Below are 18,084 nucleotides of genomic sequence, written 5' to 3'. Positions count from 1 at the left end.
CCCATTCCTCTTATTCTAACGGCATTAAGGTGGGGGTCAAGATTCAAAATTTCGGGGGCGGAGGCGTCTCGCGGCTCTTCTCCCGCCCTTGGCGGGCCGCCTGACGGGCCGCCAGCCGGGCGGCCTCCACATCCTCGGGCCTCTCCTGCGCCACCCGCCGGGCCATCGCCAGGTCCTTCTGATATTCGCGCAGCCACTCCTGCTGGGCATTCCGCTCCGCCTCCGCCCGGTCCCGCTCCCGCGCCGCCCGGCCGGCACGCGGGTTCGTGCCGCAGGCGCGGCAATTCGCAGCAGGAACAGGGTGTCTGGAGCAGCCACCGGTGGGCTCCCCCGCGGCGTCAGCCGTGGGGGTAGGGGGGAAAGGAAGGACAGAGGAAGAAGGAGGAAAAGAAGGGGTTCCATCCGTGGAACCCTCTGGGTTCCCCCCGTGAAACCCAGAGGGTTCCACCGGTGGAACCCTGCCCTTGTCCTCGGCAGGGTTCCACTCGTGGAACCCTGCCTCCTTCACGCCCTCGCCGGCGGCCAGCGCACGCGCGTCGATGTCCTCGTGCGTCATCGCGGGCTTGGACGGCGCCGCTCGAGTAACCCCGGTGCGGGCCTTGCGCGAGTTCTTCGGAGCCGCGTCGGCCTCCTTGAAACGGGCGTCCAGATCGTCGTTGGACGGGATCGGCGGCACCCCCAACGGGAAAACCCGGTAGACCGCGCGGCGGCCCGACTTGCCGACCTCCACGCGCTCTATGAGGCCCTTGGCGACCAACTCGGTGACGATGGTCATGCACCGCTTCTCGGTCACGCCGACCCACGCCCGCAGCCTGCGCAGACCCGGCTTCGACAGGCGCGTCTCGTCGTCAGCCGAGTCGCAGATCTTCATCAGGGCCAGCTTCTGCCCCTGAGTCACCACGTCATCGGGCAGGTACGCGGCGACGACCATCAGGTGAATGGACAACGGAAGTTCCCTCCACGGGCACACCGCCGCCCGCCCCCGCCTGGGGCGAGCGGCGGCCGTCCGGTCAGGCCTTGAAGGGCCGCACGATGATGGTCCGGGGCGTCGTCTGGGCAGTCCTCTTCTCAGGGACGGCCAGGCCCGCCTCCTTCAAGTTGGCGACCATCCGCTTCTCGTCGGGCACCATCGGCACCGGGATGCCCGCCTCCTCGTGCACGTCGACCATGGCCTCCACGTCGATTGCCCACGTCGGGTTGCCGCCGCCCCACGCCAGCTCGTTGCTGCCGTACGCGCCCGCCGGGGAGGCGTCGATCTTCGCCCGGGCGAGCTTCTTGATCCGCTTGCCCTCGGTCTCCAGTTCGTGTCCGCGTATGTAGTCGGCGAGGGTCTCCGCGCGGTCGGCGTCGTCGTGGATGAGGACGGTCTGCACGGGGGTGCCAGGCCGCTCGGGCAGGCCCCAGCAGGCCGTCATGAACGGGCAGTGGTCGCAAATGGCATCCAGGCCAGGCCCGTCGAAATCGCGGCGCCCCTCCTCCGGGGAGTCCAGCTCACGCACACGCTGCACCCACCAGCGGGCGCGGGTGGCCTCCATCGGGTCGAACGCGAACTCCTCGACGTGCTCTTCGCCGTTGTCGCGGTTGACGAAGCGGAACCGGATCCGCGCCACCTCCAGCGGGCCGAGCTTGGCCAGGTACCGCTGGCCGCGCACGTCCTCGAAGCCGACCGTGCGCAGCAGGTCGGCGTACAGGTACACCTGGCGCAGCTCGGCCTCGGTGGGCCCGTAGCGGCGCACCTTGTCCCACAGGAACGTCGACTTCGTCTTGACGTCCTCCACCGTCACCCCGCCCTCGGCGGACACCTTGGGGCGGTGGCGGGCCGGGACGCGGCGGGCGGTCGCCTCGTCGAGCTGCACGGCGTCGATGTGGCCCTTGATCGTGTCGTCAGCGACGGCGCGCTCCACCAGCCAGCCGTACTCGCTGCGCGCCGCGCCCAGCAGGCCCTCATGGATGTAGGTGCCGAGGATCGCGGCACGCTTGTCGCTCTGGTCGGTCGGGGCGGTCCCGGCCACGATGTAGGCGGCGCGGCGCTCGCACACCGTGTCCGAGGCGCCGAGCTGCCGCTGCAAGGAACGCGGCCGTCTCGCGTCGACATCGTGTGCGGCCGTCCACAGGGACGGTGTCGATTCCACAGGCTGAGCGGTCATCAGGTCTCCAAACGTGTGGGGCGGGCCGGGCCGTACAGGGCCCGGCCCGCAGGCGCAGGTCAGCGCCGGGCGGCGGTCGTCTTGGCGGTGGCGCGCTTGGCCGGGCTGCGCTTGGCAGCCGTGCGCTTGGCGGGGGCCTTACGGACGGGGCGCTTGTCCGGCTCGGGGTCGTCGTCGGGCTCGTCGTCGCCCTCCTCGGCCCTGCGCTCGACGACAGCCCGCAGCCGGTCGGCATCGCTGACCGGGCCCTCGCCCATCTCCGCGGGCGGGTTCTCGATCTCGGCGACCTTCCGTTCGATCGCAGCGCGGATCGAGACGACCTCGGCGCGGGTCAGGCCCGTCTCGTCGCCGGCCGCGTCCCACCACAGCTCGCGCAGCCGCTCGACGTCGCGCAGCTCCAACACGTCGTGCTCATCCAGCCACGCCTGCACCCGGTCGCCGACCAGGGCGGGCATCTGGCGGGGCTGCGACTCCACCGAGCAGCCGAGCCGGTTGAAGACGAGGTCCTCGACGGAGAAGTCCGGCAGGGTCAGCGGCTTGCCGTCCTCGATGCGCAGCTGCAGCGAGCGGGCCTTGACAACCTGTGGGGCCCGGCCGCGGCGCATGCGCACCCACACCGAGCAGTCGAACGCCAGGTCCTTCTGGGCCTGGACCTTCCACTCCTTCAGGACGCGGCCGCGGTCCTGGACGGGCTTGCCGTTGTCGTCGATGGCAGTGATCTGCTTGCCCCGAGCGGTGATGATGGCGATGCCGGGGAAGGTCTGCAGCAGGTGGACGACCTCCAGCCACCGCTCGGTGGCGTCGTTCCACAGGTTCATGCCGACGTCGATCGCGGCGTCCGGGTCGTCCTGCAGCCGCTGCGCGTTGCTCTTGCCGCGCCGGGCCCGCTCGTGGGTCCAGGACTTGAGCATGCGCCACAGCGAGGAGCCCGAGTCGATGGTCAGCACCACGGGCGGCTCGCCGGCAGCCGCTGCCCGGCGGGCCTCAGCGTGCACGGCCCGAATCTGCTCCAGGATGTCCCGGTAGGAGCCGTCGTGGTCGATGATCTCGTAGTCGGCGCCGGGGATCGCCGCATACTCGTCGGCGCTGCCCTCCGCCAGGTCGACCCAGTACATCTGGCCGATGCGGTCGGAGGCGGAGAACTCGGCGGCGGAGTACGTCTTTCCGGCGCCCTCCTCACCTTCGAGGAGGATGAGCGGCCACGGCACGATGCCGGTCGGCTTGCGGGTTTTCAGCTTGATGCCCATTAGGGCTGCTCCAAGAGGTCGTTGGTCTCATGCGGCGCGCAGGGCCCTGGTCTCGAACAGCCGCGCCCACTCGGGGTGGCGCTCGATCAGGAGCCGCACGTACCGGCTGCGGAAGTTGTTGTTGAGGCGGAAGGCGTCGCCTTGAGTGGCCTCTCCGTAGCGCCAGCGCAGGAGCTCGAAGAGCATCCCGATGCCGACGCGGCGGAAGCCCTTGGCGACGCAGTCGGTGGTCAGTGCCTCCAGGTGCCGCAGCACCCACGGATTGAGGGCGTGGAACACCTCGAACCGCTGCTGGATGGACTGGCCGGGGTCGATGGCGGGCTGCTGGACGCGCTGGATGTCGTCCAGGCCGGGCAGTTGCTGCTGGTGAATGAGCACGAGACCCCCGGAAGTGCGAACACCCTCGAATGTTGTGGCACATCTTTCACGAAGGGCCTGACGCGATCAACCAGCATGCCGACCTGAAACTCGCGCCGGACGGTCGGCGACCGTGCCGTGACTGCGGCGGCATACATCATTCCCTCCAAAGGCAAGAGCAGCGGCACCATCCGGCATCACTGCTCTTATTCTAGCCTCATTTGGGGAGTCGTGTCGAGCTACTTCCGCAGGTCAGAGGGCCTTCGCGGCGGCACGCCCACGGGGGACGATCACCGAGCCGGGACCGGTGTAGCGGCCCTGCCGCAGCGCCGCCTCGACCTGCGGCACGATCGCCCACATAACCGTGCGGGACTTCGCCTGAATCTCGGGCGCGGCCTCGATGAGGGTGTCCAGCAGCCACAGCGGCGAACCCGACAGCTGGTAGTCCGCCGGCGCGAACCGGCCCTGCCGCACCACGGCCGACAGGTTCTGCTGGCTGGACAGGCCGAACAACGCGGTCGCCTCCTGCAGGCCCACCAGCGGCGGCACCTCGTTCACGCTGCGCGCCCACACGCCGGGCTCCTGCGCGGCCACCAGCTGCTGCAGGACCCGCTGGTCCAGCTCCTTCGGCCGCGGCGTCATCTGCCCGAACCCGCGCGCGAACGACAGCAACCAGTACGGCGACCCGGACACGATCACCGCGTGCTCGTAGTTCAACACATCGCGCGCCACCCACTGCGTGACCTGCGTGGGCTTCACCCCGTACAGGGCGGCGAACTCCTGCCTGCCGGCCAGGAACGGCTTCCCCGCCACCACCGGACCCCCTTCTCACTGGACTGCCATTAGATTCTAACTGGCCGGCCGAAGGGGCAGCCTTTCAGCGTGCCGGGGGACAGTTTCCGACACTGCTACGCTTGAGCCCTCCAAGAGGTCAGGCCCCCACCAAGTGCGGTGGGGGCCTGGTCGTTTACTGGCGTCGGATCAGCCGAGCTACGCGGCGAGGTCGTACTGCGGCGGCCGGGCGTAGCCCAGCAGCCACCCGAACCTCGGCGACACGTACTGCTCGGCCAGACGGAACACCGCGTAGTAGCAGAACGCGGCCACGGGGACCAGCACCCCGTTCAGGGCCTGCGCGTCCAGGCCCAGGCCGTGGCGGGCGGCCAGCGCCACCAGCCAGCCAACCAGCGCCGGGACGCCGGTACGGATCAAAGACAGGTACAGGTTCACGGTTCAGGACTCCCTGGGTTGGCGGGCGATCGCAGCGTTCGCCCAGAACATGACTTCTTCGAGACGGAACATGGCCGACTGCTTCTCGGCGCCAGCGGGCAGCTCGTTGTGCAGCATCAGCGCCAGTTCCAGGCAGCCGGACCGGATGTCCTCGTGGGCCTGGCGGCGCTCGTCGGTGTCGGCCGGGTGGAACGTGAACCGGCGGATGACGTCGGTCTCGGTCACCGCCCGCTCACTTCCGGCCGTAGGCGAGGGTGAACAGGAACGCCCAGCCCTTCGGCCCGATCGCCGTGTCGTGCGGCTTGCCCTTGGACCGGAACTGCGGGTGCTTGTCGTAGAAGCGGCCCACACCGGCTTCGGTGCGCGGCCCGTACGTGTCCGACAGGTCGGAGTCGGAGATCGCCATGAAGTTGGCCGCTCGAAGCGCCCGCTGCAGCGGCTTAGCCGACGGCGTGGACTTACCCGGCGCCAGGCCCTTGGGGAACGCCGGCGGCACGTACGGCTTAGGCTTCGGCGGCGTAGGCTTCGGCGGCGGGGTCGGAGTCTTCGATGCGCCCGCCCAGTCCTTCCATGCCTGCACCGAGGCGAAGTTGCACACGTCGACGTCCTGGCCGCCCCGGATGCCGTACTGGTGGATCACCCACGAGTGCGTCACGCGCGGCTTGCCCGCCGGGACGTCCGGGTCAGCGATCCACAGGCCATCGCCGCACTCAGAGGTCGAGTCGCGCCGCTTCCAGAAGTCGAGGTTGCAATAGAGGATGACCCGCAGGTGCGGGCACAGCCGCTTCACGGCCGCCAGGAACTGGTCCTTCTCGGCGCACGTCGCCGCGGTGTTGTCGAGCGTGCTCTCCCAGTCGCACGCCAGCACATCGCCGGGCCGCGGGTCAGCGCAGCGAACGAACCATTCGGCCTGTGCCTGAATGTTGCCGGGCCACAGGAAGTGGTACCAGCCGACCTGCTTGCCCCCACCCCGCGCAGCCTTCTCCTGGGCGTCGCGCAGCGGGTTGGCGTAGGTGCGGCCCTCGGACGCCTTGATCAGGACGACGTCCACGCCGTCCATGTCGGGGTGCGCCTGCAGGCCGCTGATGTCGATGGCCTTGAGCATCGGCCCGGTCTCCTTACTTCCGCAGTTGGATCGCGTCGGACTTGGCCAGTTGGATGGCGTCGATGTAGCGGCGCAGCCGCTGGTAGGTGGCGAGTGTCATCAGCCCGTCGCCGTCGTCGCCCCACGACCGCGACCAGGAGTTGCGGAAGCGGATGACAGTGGACCCGGGCTCGACACGGCCGGCGTGGTCCTGCACCACCTGCTCCAGACCGGTCACGAAGATCTCGTGGCCGCCCGCCAGCGGCGAGGACTCCCAGTTGCCGGTGTCGATGAAGCCATTCCGGTCAGGCTCGAACCACGCTTTGAACCAGGGCACGCCGAACAGCAGGCCCCCGGTCTGCAGCAGGGACGCCACCGCAGTGGCGTTGGTGGCGTGCCGGTAGTGACCGACCAGGCCGCGCCGCTTGAGGACCTTGGCGATGGCAAGGCCCGAACTGCCGGTGTCGGCCGGCGGGAACTGGCCGGCGGAGTCGTCCCGGCCGGTCGCCTCGGCGTACAGGCCGATCGCCCACACCTCGGCGCCCTTGGCGTCGGTCATGTCCAGCCCGGCCGCCTGCGCCTCCGCGTCGTCGATCAGCAGCGACGCCGCGGCCGTACCGGCGTTGCCCGTGCACGAGCCGAGCGCGTCAACGTCCTTCGCGCCGGCGATGATTTGGGAAAGGTAGATGCCCTGCGCGAACAGGTCCTCCTGGTCCAGGACCGGGATGCGCGGGCTGTGCTGAACTGGCTTGAGGGTCGCCCCGGTGTGCTCATGCACCCACTGCAGGGAGCGTGCGTCGAGGACCTGGTGGCGGCCGAGCTTCGTGTGGTGTGGGTAGCGGTGGGTGAGGATGCCGTGAGTAAGAGGCACGTCCGGTGCCGTTTCTCCCCCGCGCCGGACGAACGAAGAATGCGTGGGCTGCCGCGGTGATGCGCCGCTACGGGCTGGCGCCGACCTTGCTGGTCAGCCACAGCTGCAGTAAGGCGACCAGCAGTGGCGCGATGAAAGCCGACACCACCCACTTGCGGGTGTTGGCCGCCTGCTGCTGGTCGGCCTCGCGGGCCCGAACTGCAGCCCGCTGCGCCTCCTCCAGGCCCTGCAGCCGCTGGTTCACCAGCCGCTGATCGGCCTGGTAGACCTCTTTGGTGACGGTCTCCTCGAAGCGGGCGTTCATCGCGGCGAGGTCGCCGCGCAGGTCGTCGCGGAGCTGCTTGATGCCGTCGTTCTGGTCTTCGCGCATCTGCTGCAGCGCGCGGTGCAGCTCCCACAGGGTGGGCTCGGCGCTCGGCGGCTGTGTCACCGCGCACTCCTCAGGTAGGCGTGCCCCGCGCCGCCAACGAGTCTACGGGCACGGCACGACGCGCGATCAGGGCACAGGGGCGGGCACGATGTCGGTGACCGCGTTGCCGCACTGCGCGCAGACAGCGCGCCACGTCGGCGGCTCGGGGTTGAGGTACATGTCCGCGGTGTATGTGACACCGGCGACGGGACACCCTTCGGTTTGGCACGTCACGTTCATGGTGGTGGGGTCTTCTTCCACGTCAGGTCCTGCTTCCTAGGACGAGCCAATAGACGGTTGTGGCGGTGGTGTTGGTGCGGGTGAGCCAGACCGTGAGCGATGTACTTGAGACGGCCGTGACGCCGACGCCGGTCACCTGTGTGCCGGGCACCGACGTGGATGCGGTGGCGTAGGCGAAGAACGTCTTCCCCCGGACATTGCCAGAGCGAAGTCCAGTGATGGTGACGGAGGTTGGCGTGTTGGCCACGGGCGTGATGGTGACCTTCCCCCACGCGAAATTGCGGGGGTCCAGCACGCCGGACACGTCCACCCACATGTCGGGGTTGTTGGGGCCGCTGCTTCCGTCCCACTCCAGGGAGATGCACGGCGAGCCGTCGCCGGGAGCGAGCGGGCTGTCTCCGCTCGCGAGGATGATGTGCGCCTGTGCGCCGCCCGCGATCATCCCTGACTGAATGTCGAGGGTACCGCCGGACGCCTTGCCGGTGATGCCGGTGGGGACCACCTGCGCCACGTTCGGCGAACCAAACGTCAGCTCTCCGGACTCCAGCCGCGAGTACGTGGTGCCGTCGGCCGATGTGGTCTGGAAACCCGCCTGTCCGTCACCGATATCCGGCGCCATGAGCGCGGCCACCGAGCCGTCTCCACGGACGGCCCGGACGACGGCCCCCGTGATCGTCTGCCCGTCGATGGCCCCGGCCTTGATGTTGCTCGCGGTGATCCCGCCGGACTCCACGACCTCGATGGCGTACATGTCGATCTCGACCGTGCCGGTGCCGCCCTGGTAGTTGGCGTACAGGAACGGCGTGATGTAGCGGACGCTGGAGTGCAGTTGGGCGGGCGCGTTGGCGTTCGGGGCCGTCGTCCTGACGGGACTGTCCGAGGTGCCCTTGAGGTAGCCGGTGTACGTCGCCCAGCCCGCGCCGGCGACCAGCTGCTGACCGTCGGCCACCACATAGAACTGACTGGATTTCGAGTTCGCGCCGGTGTTGTTGACGAACGTCACGCCGTCGCCCGCCAGGCCCGCCACGCCCGCGTACAGCGTCTGGTTGGTGCCGGGAGTCGAGTTGGCGACGGTCTGCCGTATCCGCAGGCTGACCCGGTATGTCACCGACGGGTCGAAGGGCACCTTCACGTCGGGCCGGTAGGCCCCCTGCACGTAGCCGACGCACCGCATCACGTTGCCGCCTGACTGCGAGTCCGCGATGGCGACAGTGGTCATCGTGCCGCCTGGGTTCTGCCACTTCGACGCCGAGTCGCCGAAGTCGTACCACTTCTGTCCGACCGCCCCGGCCAGGCCCGCTGTCAGCCTGTCGACGGAGATCGTCCCAGCCTTGATGGCTGCCGCGTCCAGGGTGCCGGTCAGGATGGAGCCACCGTTGATGGTGGTGGTCTGCGGGATCTGCCCGGAGCCAATCTGGGTGGGAGGCAGAACCACTCCGGAGCCGATCGAGCCGGTCACCGTGGTGGCGGAGCCCGCGGTCGTGGCGGTGGTCGACGTGGTGGCGGCGGTGACCGTGCCGTTGACGTTGGCCCCGGAGATCACCAAGTTCGTCGCGTCTATCTGCGTCGCCTTGATCTTGCCGACAGTGATCACGGAGGCGTCTATCGAAGAGATCACACCCGACGCCGCGGTGATCGTGCCGGCTGCCAGCTGATCAGCAGTGACGGTGTTAGCGACGAGCCGGTCACCGGTGATACTCAGCGCCTTGATCTGCGCGGCGGTGATGCTGGCGGCCACGAGCTTGTCGGCGTTGACCGTCCCGGCCGCGAGGACCAGGCCGTCGATCTCCCCCGCGACCAGCTTCGGCGTGGTCACCGCCCCGTCGGCCAGAGCGGTGCCGTCCACCGCGCCCGCCTCGATCTTCGCCCGGGTGACTGCACCGTCGGCCAGGGCCAGCTCGGTCACGATGCCGTCCAAGACCTCCTGCGCGACGACTGGGGCGGGCCCGACCGGGCCCGCCTCGCCGGACGGCCGGGAGGCGACGCCGGACGTCGACACGCACACCAGGCGCACCCACACCGGCACATTCGCAGGCACCGTCATCGACCCGCCCGAGGGGGCGTGGAACGCGGAGAACAGGGAGTCACCGGCGGTGAAGTCACCGCCGGTGGAGAAGTGCACCGCCACGTAGGCGAAGTCGGCCGGGGCCGAACTGCCGTCAGCGAAGGTGCCGTCCCAGGTGACGGCCACACCGCCCAGGACGGAGACGAGGGCTGGTGTGGCCGGGACGGGCGGGGGCGGGCCGTTGACTGCGGCCATGGCCACCGTGCCGTCCTGCTGCAAGCCGATACTGCCGCGAAGCAGGCCGTCGCTGTCGTAGACGCCTACGGAGCCATTCTCGATCGACGAGTTCGCCAGACGGCTGGACCGCGCCAGGTCGCGCACCAGACGCTCCAGTTTGGCGATCCTGGCTGCCAGGCCAGAGAGGGTGTCGGCCATGGGGTTCAGCCTCCGTAGATGAAGGAGTCGGCGGGCGCGAGGCTCACCAACATCCGTTCCTGCTGGTCCCCTTGCGCCGGCGTGAGCGTCCATCCGGTCACTCGCGCCCAACCGTCGAAGTCGGTCCACTGGTCGTGGACCTGCACCCACACGTCGTCGCCGACCCCGAAGGAGCCGAAGCGGGCCGCGGGGTGGTCGATGAGGCTGACCTGCTCGATCGAGCCCCGTTTCTGGCGGGCGATCCGCCCTTGGCGGGCCTTCGCCGCCAGCTGGTCCTTCGCCTTGATCGAGGGCAGGTCCAGGACCTCCTCCAGGCGCAGCCGGCCGTCCCGTACCGCGTCTGTGGCACGCCGCCGGGCCTGCCCCTCCCCAGCACCGAGAGCGACCACGACCTGCGCGTACGCGTCGCCGTCGTAGACGACCGGCTGCGAGTCTGCGATGTTCACGCCGGTGCTGAACGACACGTCGGTGCGGCGGATGCCCAGGCGGGGCCAGCCGATCTGGATGCGCCGCTCGGGCTGCCCGCTCGCCCAGGTCACACGCTCCGTCCACTCCGGGCCACCGAACACGGCAACCGCATCGGCAACGACGTCGCCGAGGGCCGGCGCCTCCCACCAGGTCGTCGCGTACGGCTCCTCCGGGGTGCCGATCGTCGCCTTTGAGGCGGTCGCGTCGACGACCACGCCCAGGTCGCCGTCCGGCTGGGACTGGCAGTACGCCCACACGTCCCGGATCAGCTTGCACGGGTCGCCGTAGGTGTAGGGACCGCGCCCGTTCAGGTTGCCGTGCACGTCGTGCCGCTTGTGGAGGTACGACCCGAACCCGGCGGCCTCGATCGGGTACTTGCTGCCCTCGGGCTCCGCCCGCCAGATCAGGCCGCCCCACATCAGCCGCGAGTCCCGCTCGGCGAAGATCATCGTATTGCCGGGGTCGACCATCGAGCCCAGAACGTGCGCCAGGTGCGGTTCCAGAGTGGCCTGCAGCGCGCCGGGCCCGTTCAGCTCCGGGCCGTAGCTGACGTCGGTCAACGGCAGATCCCACGCCAGGACGCTGCCGCTGACCGCATCGCACGTCAGGTATCGGTAGGAGGCCACGTCAGACCACGCCCTCCTCGAACTCGACGTCCAAGATGAGGGAGGTGCTGCCGTCGACTCCGAGGTCCCCGGACTCGGTCTTGGACATGTAGGTCTGCAGGTAGAGGTTGTGGGTGGTGCCCCGCATGTCTGCAGGGATGATCAGGCTGTCGGCGAGCACGATGGTGCTGCGTCGGGTTCCAGTGCCCTGGTCGTCGTCGATGGCCGTGTCCTGGCCCTGCGTTGACCCGAAGATCTGCTGCATGTGGGCGAACACGTTGGCTTTGGTGAGCCGTAGCCCGGCGATGGTGGTGACGATCTTCGCGCTGACCGCCCAACTCGGCACGAAGATCGACCAGTTGGCCTGCGTAGGCCACGTGTGCCACTTGTTGTCCGAGTAGGTCAGTGAGCTGAGGGCGCTGGGAAAGGCGGTGTAAAGCTGCCGGTCTCGGCGCGGGTTGGCGATCTGCCGTAGGTCAGTGATCATCGCGTTCGTGACGGTGGCGCAGTTCGGAGGCAGCGCGATCCTGGCGAGGGGTATCGCGCTCATGCCCGCCGGCGGTTGTGTCGCCGTGGACGACACGTTCGACACCACGGCGAAGAAGCCGATGTCGTCTCTGGCCGGGTTCAGGTTGCCCTCGTACTCGGGGTCCAGGACACGCAGCACCACCATGTCCGTACGGGGCGTCGCCCCGGTTGGGGCGACGTCCACCAAGGCGGTGCCCACGTTGTACTGGGTGTAGGAGCCCTGGCCCCAGGCGGAGCCGCGCACGACGCCGGAGCCGTCGCTGACCTGCACCCCGGCGCCGGGGGTGGTCTGCTGGGTCACCTTCAGGTCGTTGAACTCGGTCACGCCCTGCGCGCCGCGCGACAGATCACGGATCATCATGCGCATCGTGCGGGCCGGGTGCGTGCCGCCATTGATCATCATCGGCGGCTGGATCAGCGTCATCTCATGTCCTCACAGGGCGGTGTAGGCGTCGCGCCACGACACGGTCAGGCGGCAGGTGTTCGTGTAGTCCGTGGCTGTCCAGCGGATCTCGCTCGTCGCCTTGGCCGGGATCTGGAACAGGTCCATGCGGGAACCGGAGGTAAGCGCCGGGGCCGCGTTGCCGGACCCGTTGCGCAGCACCCAGCGGGTTCCTGGCCGGGTGTCGATGTCGATCCGCTCCCCCGCGGCGATGCTCGTCTGCAGCTGTAGGTAGCGGCCTGTCTGCACGATCCACACCTTCGGGTTGGTGACCGGGCCGTCGATGCGGACCGTCGGCCAGGCGGGCTGGTCACCGCTGTTAGTGATCCAGCCGGGCCGCTCCGACGGGTTGGATACGCCGGTGGTGATCGGCGCGACCACGGGGGCCGTGAAGCCTTGGGAGTCGTCGGAGATGTCCAGCGGCAGCACCAGGCTCTGCAACTGGTCGGCGTGCCAGCGTGGGTCCGTCACCGCGAACTCCAACGTCAGCGGAATCCACCCGTACACGGCCTGCGACATCGACACGGCCTCCACGCGCCGCCACCGGCCGTACAGGCGCTTGACGTCCCGGCCTGGCCACTTGGCACGCAGCACGGCCAGCGCACCGGCCGTCTTGCGGATGCTGTCGTCCCCGGTGACCTGCTGCAGTTGACCGAGCAAGTCGAGGGCGGCCCCGGGATCGTCGGGGGTACGGATACCGGCTTCGATCGTCACAGTGCGCGTCCCGAACAGGTCCACGCCCGGGAAGCCGCCGTCGTCGGTGGGGTTGTCGGCGTCGGCGGTGCGCCGCTCGGGTGCGCCCAGCCCGGTGACCTCGCCGACCGGCAGCAGCGTGCCCGTCCCGATCACCATGCCGCCGACGTCGAGCTGGTAGTCGTCAAGAGCCGTCACAGCTTGCCTCCTCGCTGTGCGGCACGCAGGCGCCGCATCACCTCCGCGCCCATCTCCTGCGCCACCCTGCTGCCGTCCCCGCCGGCGGTGACCGTCACCGGCATCTGGCCGATCAGCGGCCGGGCCGTCTCCTTCACCACCACGACCTGCACCCCGCCGGACGGATGCGCATCCACCCGGGTAGGGCCGGTCACCCCCTGCGGGGTGAGCGTGTAGCCGAAGCGGTGGGCGACGTCCTCGAGGACCTGCGTCGCTGACGGCCGCTTGGACTGCCCGAGCGGGATGTACGCCTCGCCGCCGGTGGAAGGCTCTGCGAACCTGATCAAGCCGTTGCTCGTCGCGTACAGACCAGGCGTCAGGACACCGCCGGATGCGTACGACAGGCCCTTGTTGGCCCGCCCAAGGTCGGCAAGGAACTTCGCGGCCCGGGACCCGAGGGCCTTCTGCAACTGGGACTTGCCCACGTTCGCGACCTCGATGATGCGGTCCTCGCCGAGCTTCGTCGCGTCCGCAACCTGGTGGATGCCCGTCTTGGACGTCTTGATCGCGGCGATGACCGTCAGCAGGTCCGCCATGTCCTCCTCGGACAGCGTCTTCGACGCGGTCTTGGAGGCGTCATTGGCCTTCTTGGCCGTCTTCTTGCTCTTCACGGCCTCGGCTGCGAGGTCCATCGCGGCCTGGTCGCCCTGGGCGGCGAGCCTCGACGCCAGATCCCCATAGCCCTCGGCCGCGAGCTTCGTCAGGTTCTTCTGGAACTCGGACGTCTGCTTCGTGGCACTGCCGAGCTGGGTGGTGAAGTCCGACAGGGACGCCTTCGCCGCATCGGCCAGCTTCTTCAGCTCGGCCGCCATGCTCTTGATGTACTTCGAGCTGCCGGTGGCCATCTTGTGGGTCAGATCGATGCCGTCAGCGCCCATCGCCTCCAGTGCATCGGCGACGTCCTGGCCGGCGCGGCGGGCCACCGTCGACAGGTCCTTACGCCACCGCTGTGCCTCCACCACCGACTTGTGCAGGTTCTTGGAGAACTTGCCCAGGTCGAGGGCATCGCCCTTCTTGTTCATCGAGTCCGAGGCGATCGACGACAGCGAGATCACGCCGTCCATGCCGCCCGCAGGCGTGTACGACCAGTTGGAGAGGCCGCCGTCGGCGTGGTAGTCGACAGTCGCCCCGAACCTGCGCGCCACCTCGTCGAGGATGTTCTTGGAGCGGGCGCGCTTCGAGCGGGCAAGCGGTATGTACGCCTCCCCGTCCGTCTCGGGCTCGGCCCACACCCGCCACGAACCCGCAGGCGCGATCTCGGCCACGTGGTTTTCTCGGCGCACGGCACCATCGGCGTAGAACGAGAGCACGCCGCCGTCAGCCCACTGCGGCTTGTTCGCGACGGGCCCGGTACCCCCGACGCGCGGGATCACCGACACCGACACTGGCGCCGGCGGGTTCACGCTGACGGAGATGGTCTTCGTGCCGGGGATTTCCCGCACGCTCGCGCCGATCGCATCCAGCTGCTGCTCGACGGCCTTCATGTCCCCGGACAGCAGCGCGGTGGTCAGGGCAGACGCGGCATCGGTGCCTTTCGTCTTGGCGACCTGCTGGATCAGATCCAACATGGCCGACCACTCACCCTTAGCCTTGCCGCCCGCTGTGTGGAACGCGGAGACGACGCTCTGCAGGTCCTTCTCGCTGATCGGCGGGTCCGCCCCCCAGATCGCCCGTATCTGGTCCATGGCGGTGGTCACGTCACCGGACAGCAGAGCCCGCTGTAGAGCGGTCGCCGCGTCCGAGCCCTTCTCAGCAGCGACCCGGGCCAGCAGGCTCATGCCGCGAGAGAGTTGCGACCTGGCGGCCGTGCTCCCGGCGCGCACAGCGCGGGACATGTCGGTGACGGCCATCGCCTGCATGACCCGCCCGAACTTGCGGGCGTCGTTGGTCTCGGCGGCATCCGCGAACTGCTTGGCGATCCTCTTGCCGTAACGGGCGGCGATCGCGGGCAGCTGCGTCAGACCTGCCCTGAACGCGTTCTGCGAGCGGGATGCCGACTCGGTAAGGATCGACTCCAGCTCGTCGGCGACCTTCGCCTTGCCCTTGCCGAGCTGCTTGACGAGCTCGTCGAGGATCGGCGCCGACGACACACCGAGCTTCGCGAAGTGGTCGGTGAGGTCGCCGTACCCGGCCATGGCCAGCTTGGTCAGGTTGCCCTGGAAGCTGCGCTGCGCCTTCAACTGGCCGCGCAGCTCCTTGAGATAGTCCTGCAGGGTCGCCGTGGCGTTCTTGTTGGACTTGGCGACCTTGTCCTGCGCGTTCTGCCACGCCTTCGCCGGATCAACGATGGAGCCCAGGGCCTGCGCCATGGCCTTCATCTCGTCGGTGTACTGCGGCATGCCGTCCTGGCCGGGCGGCACCAGGAAGTCCAGCGTCCACGCCTTCCCGGCCTGGTACTTCGCCTGCAGCACCTTGGAGTTGATGATCTCCATCTGGGCGGCGATGGCGGCTTCGTCCTTCAGGGCAGTCGACCATCGGCCGTGCGCGCCCTGCAGGGCTTTGGCCGCGTCGTCCCACCTCTGCGCGTACTCCAGGTTGCCGGGCGCCTTCCCGGACTTGACCTTGAGCGCGTATTCGGTGCTCTGCGACTGCAGTTGCAGAAGCAGGCCCTGCAGCTTCGACCCGCCCGAGGCGACCGCGTCAACCGCATCGGTGACGTCCACTCCGGCCTTCCGCATCTTCGCTGCGAAGTCACCGGAGGTCAGCTGCTCGGTCAGGGTGCGGATACCGGCCCCGGCGTCGCCCTGCTCCCGCTCCCGGCGCAGGGCCTCGACCAGGTCGTCGGTGGCCTGCTTCGCTTTCTCCTTCGACGCCGAGTACGCGCCGTAGGCGAGGACACCCACGGTCAGCAGTGCCGTCAGGCCGGACACGGCGAGGCCCGCGCCCTTGAGCGCGGCGGGCAGCAGCGCCCCGCCCGACCGTGCCGCCGTCTGCGCGGCACGGAACTCCTGCCACTGCTGCGTGAGCTTGGTGATCCCGGCCAGGGCGAGCATGCCGCCCGCCGACACCGCCAGCAGTCCGGCGCCGATGTCCTTCAACGGGGCTGGGGCGTCCGCGATCGCGCCGGCGAACACCGACAGAGCGTTGCCGATGGTCTGCATCACCGGCAGCAGCGCCCGGCCGAGGTCGATGCCGAGAGCCCTGGCACGGTTGACGAACATCGACCACTGGCCAGAGGTGGTGTTCATCTGCATCTGGAAGGCCTTCTGCGTGGCCCCCGCCCGCTCCACCTGGTTGGCGATGCCCTCGTAGGTCGAGGCGTAGTTCCGGCCGTCGTTGGCGGCCAGAGCAAGCATGGCGCGCGAGGCCCGCACGTCATGGAACAGGCCGGTGATCGCCTCAGCGGAGCCGTGTGTGGCCCGCGCCAGCTTGTTGACGACGACGTACAGGCCGTCCTGCTGTACTGCCGAGGCCGCCGACTCGTAACCGAGCTTGTGCATCTCGTTGCTCAGCTCTTGGGTGGGCTGCATCAGCCTGGTCATCAGCATGTTCAGGCCGGTCGCGGACTCCGCCGCGGGGACGCCCGCCAGGGTGACCGCGGCGTACGCGGCGGCCAGGTCGTCGAAGCTGATGCCGGCCGCAGCGGCCATCGGCACGATGTCGCCGAGGTGCAGGGCCAGCTCCTCGAAGGAGATGACGCCCTTGTTGACGGTCTGGAACATCACGTCCATGACGTCGGAGGCCTTGGATGCGGGCAGGCCGTACGCCTTCAGCACACCCAACAGCGCACGCGCGGAGATCTCCGTCGTCGTCAGGCCCGCGCTGGCGCCCTTCGCGGCCACCCCGAGGATCGTCATCGCATCCGAGCCGTCGAAGCCCGTGGAGACGACCTGGTACAGGCCCTCGGCGAGCTGGTTCGCCGACTGCGTCACGCCCTTCGAGAGGGTGACGATCTTGTCGGTGAACCCGCTGACCGTCGTCGCGTTGATCTGCTGGGAGATCGTCATGACGTTCGCCATGCGCTTCTCCAGCTGGACCGCCGAGACGACGCCGGCGCCGAGGATCGCCGACAGCACCACCCCGGTACGCAGGTAGCCATCGATGCGGGCCTGCGTGGCGGCGCGGGCCTCCGCAGCGGCAGCCGCCTCGGCCTGCCGTACGGCGGAAGCGTTCGCCGCGGCACGCGCCGCGGCGGCGGCCTCCGCCTCATCCCGTGCGGCCAGCGTCTGCGTGGCCCGTGCATCGGCCGCCGTGCGTGCCTGTGTGGCGCGCGTCGACACGCCGGCAGCCCGGGTGGCAGTGGCCTGCGCGGCAGCGGCCCGCTCCTCCTGCAGCGTCTGCGCCTGCGCGGCCCGGGTCGCCGCGGCGGCGGCAGCGTTCGCTGTGGCCTGCGCCGCAGCCGCACCCCGCCCGGTCGCGGCCTGGGCGCGGGCCGCCATGGTCGCCGCGACCGCCTGGGCGCGCAGCGTGCGCTCGCCAGCCGCAGCCGCCAAGGCGCGCTCTCTCTCCGCCCGAGCAGCCAAGTTCGCGGCCAGCACCGAGGCGCGGCCGGAACGTTCGGCCGCCGCGGCGGCAGCCGCCTGCGCGGCCGCGGTGCGTTCCACGGCCGCGGTGACACGGGCCTGGCCGAGGACCGCGTCAGCAGACGCGGACGCCTGCAGCCGCGCCAGCCGCTGCGTGGCCGAACCGGTCTCCATCAGCGTCCGGTTGACCTGCTCCAGCTGCCCGTCGAACTGGCGCAGCTGGGTCGCCGACTGGCGCAGACCGCCGGTGAGTCCGCCGGTCCGCGCCGTCAGGTCGACGTACAGGTTGTAGGCGGTGTTCACCTACAGCTCCCGTCTGGGCCTCAGCCCGATCTTGACCCCGCGCCCCTCCGGACCGTCCGGTACCTGCTCCCGCTCCATGGCCAGCAGCTCGCACCCCGGACAGGTGGTGCTGTCGGCGACGTACGCGAACCGGTCCCCGCCCAGTTCGGGCTGCCACTCGTCCGCGCGGGTGCCGCAGCCCGAGCACACCGCCCGCGTGTACGCCAGCCATGCAAGGGCCTTCGCCCGGTCCAGCGCCGTCCAGCGGCCGTCACCGGCCCCTGTGAATTGGCTGTGCGGCATTCCATAGGTGTGGCACAGCTCCATCTCGGCGCGGAACGTCG

The 18,084-nt window shown here is 69.5% G+C and carries 16 protein-coding genes; all 16 read right to left on the bottom strand.

The features are described 5' to 3' along the window. Nucleotides 1-43 precede the first annotated feature (43 nt). Complete coding sequence (locus ACFY10_RS30925; protein WP_390668491.1) at nucleotides 44-946, bottom strand: hypothetical protein; 903 nt, start codon at nucleotides 944-946, stop codon at nucleotides 44-46. A 64-nt stretch (nucleotides 947-1,010) separates the two neighbouring features. Next, entirely contained in the window at nucleotides 1,011-2,147 is a 1,137-nt protein-coding gene (locus ACFY10_RS30920) for a PD-(D/E)XK nuclease family protein (protein WP_390668490.1), read from the bottom strand. Nucleotides 2,148-2,206: 59 nt separating this feature from the next. Next, nucleotides 2,207-3,394 (bottom strand): AAA family ATPase, encoded by a 1,188-nt coding sequence (locus ACFY10_RS30915; protein ID WP_390668489.1) that lies wholly within the window; start codon nucleotides 3,392-3,394, stop codon nucleotides 2,207-2,209. A gap of 27 nt (nucleotides 3,395-3,421) precedes the next feature. Further along, nucleotides 3,422-3,772 (bottom strand): hypothetical protein, encoded by a 351-nt coding sequence (locus ACFY10_RS30910; protein WP_390668488.1) that lies wholly within the window; start codon nucleotides 3,770-3,772, stop codon nucleotides 3,422-3,424. A gap of 231 nt (nucleotides 3,773-4,003) precedes the next feature. After that, nucleotides 4,004-4,567, bottom strand: coding sequence for a hypothetical protein (locus ACFY10_RS30905; protein WP_390668487.1), 564 nt, complete (start codon nucleotides 4,565-4,567; stop codon nucleotides 4,004-4,006). Between the two features lie 174 nt (nucleotides 4,568-4,741). Beyond that, a complete protein-coding gene (locus ACFY10_RS30900; RefSeq protein ID WP_390668486.1) occupies nucleotides 4,742-4,978 on the bottom strand; it encodes a hypothetical protein in 237 nt (78 codons plus the stop codon). Nucleotides 4,979-4,981: 3 nt separating this feature from the next. Continuing rightward, nucleotides 4,982-5,203, bottom strand: a complete 222-nt coding sequence (locus ACFY10_RS30895) for a hypothetical protein (protein ID WP_390668485.1) — start codon at nucleotides 5,201-5,203, stop codon at nucleotides 4,982-4,984. Nucleotides 5,204-5,210: 7 nt separating this feature from the next. After that, nucleotides 5,211-6,083 (bottom strand): GH25 family lysozyme, encoded by an 873-nt coding sequence (locus tag ACFY10_RS30890; RefSeq protein ID WP_390668484.1) that lies wholly within the window; start codon nucleotides 6,081-6,083, stop codon nucleotides 5,211-5,213. A 13-nt stretch (nucleotides 6,084-6,096) separates the two neighbouring features. Further along, nucleotides 6,097-6,933, bottom strand: coding sequence for a hypothetical protein (locus tag ACFY10_RS30885; RefSeq protein WP_390668483.1), 837 nt, complete (start codon nucleotides 6,931-6,933; stop codon nucleotides 6,097-6,099). A 67-nt stretch (nucleotides 6,934-7,000) separates the two neighbouring features. Continuing rightward, entirely contained in the window at nucleotides 7,001-7,363 is a 363-nt protein-coding gene (locus ACFY10_RS30880) for a hypothetical protein (protein ID WP_390668482.1), read from the bottom strand. A gap of 241 nt (nucleotides 7,364-7,604) precedes the next feature. After that, nucleotides 7,605-10,022, bottom strand: a complete 2,418-nt coding sequence (locus tag ACFY10_RS30875; protein ID WP_390668481.1) for a hypothetical protein — start codon at nucleotides 10,020-10,022, stop codon at nucleotides 7,605-7,607. Between the two features lie 5 nt (nucleotides 10,023-10,027). Next, nucleotides 10,028-11,116, bottom strand: a complete 1,089-nt coding sequence (locus ACFY10_RS30870) for a hypothetical protein (RefSeq protein WP_390668480.1) — start codon at nucleotides 11,114-11,116, stop codon at nucleotides 10,028-10,030. 1 nt (nucleotide 11,117) lies between these two features. Continuing rightward, nucleotides 11,118-12,047 carry a hypothetical protein gene (locus ACFY10_RS30865; RefSeq protein ID WP_390668479.1) on the bottom strand — a complete coding sequence of 310 codons (930 nt, stop codon included), beginning with the start codon at nucleotides 12,045-12,047 and terminating at the stop codon, nucleotides 11,118-11,120. 9 nt (nucleotides 12,048-12,056) lie between these two features. Next, entirely contained in the window at nucleotides 12,057-12,956 is a 900-nt protein-coding gene (locus tag ACFY10_RS30860) for a phage distal tail protein (RefSeq protein WP_390668478.1), read from the bottom strand. Then, nucleotides 12,953-17,761 carry a phage tail tape measure protein gene (locus ACFY10_RS30855; protein ID WP_390668477.1) on the bottom strand — a complete coding sequence of 1,603 codons (4,809 nt, stop codon included), beginning with the start codon at nucleotides 17,759-17,761 and terminating at the stop codon, nucleotides 12,953-12,955. Before ACFY10_RS30855 ends, ACFY10_RS30860 begins: the two co-directional genes overlap by 4 nt. After that, complete coding sequence (locus ACFY10_RS30850) at nucleotides 17,762-18,043, bottom strand: hypothetical protein (RefSeq protein WP_390668476.1); 282 nt, start codon at nucleotides 18,041-18,043, stop codon at nucleotides 17,762-17,764. Nucleotides 18,044-18,084: the final 41 nt, after the last annotated feature.

It is taken from the genome of Streptomyces sp. NPDC001401 (genome assembly GCF_042895385.1).
Classification (GTDB): Bacteria; Actinomycetota; Actinomycetes; order Streptomycetales; family Streptomycetaceae; genus Streptomyces.
Note: the sequence above shows the minus strand (reverse complement) of the source record. Positions and strands in the feature narration are given on the sequence as shown.

Coding starts and splice junctions, on each gene's coding strand:
- ACFY10_RS30850 (WP_390668476.1), bottom strand. CDS start 18,043: ATGCCGCACAGCCAATTCACAGGGGCCGGTGACGGCCGCTGGACGGCG.
- ACFY10_RS30865 (WP_390668479.1), bottom strand. CDS start 12,047: ATGACGCTGATCCAGCCGCCGATGATGATCAATGGCGGCACGCACCCG.
- ACFY10_RS30890 (WP_390668484.1), bottom strand. CDS start 6,083: ATGCTCAAGGCCATCGACATCAGCGGCCTGCAGGCGCACCCCGACATG.
- ACFY10_RS30875 (WP_390668481.1), bottom strand. CDS start 10,022: ATGGCCGACACCCTCTCTGGCCTGGCAGCCAGGATCGCCAAACTGGAG.
- ACFY10_RS30915 (WP_390668489.1), bottom strand. CDS start 3,394: ATGGGCATCAAGCTGAAAACCCGCAAGCCGACCGGCATCGTGCCGTGG.
- ACFY10_RS30920 (WP_390668490.1), bottom strand. CDS start 2,147: ATGACCGCTCAGCCTGTGGAATCGACACCGTCCCTGTGGACGGCCGCA.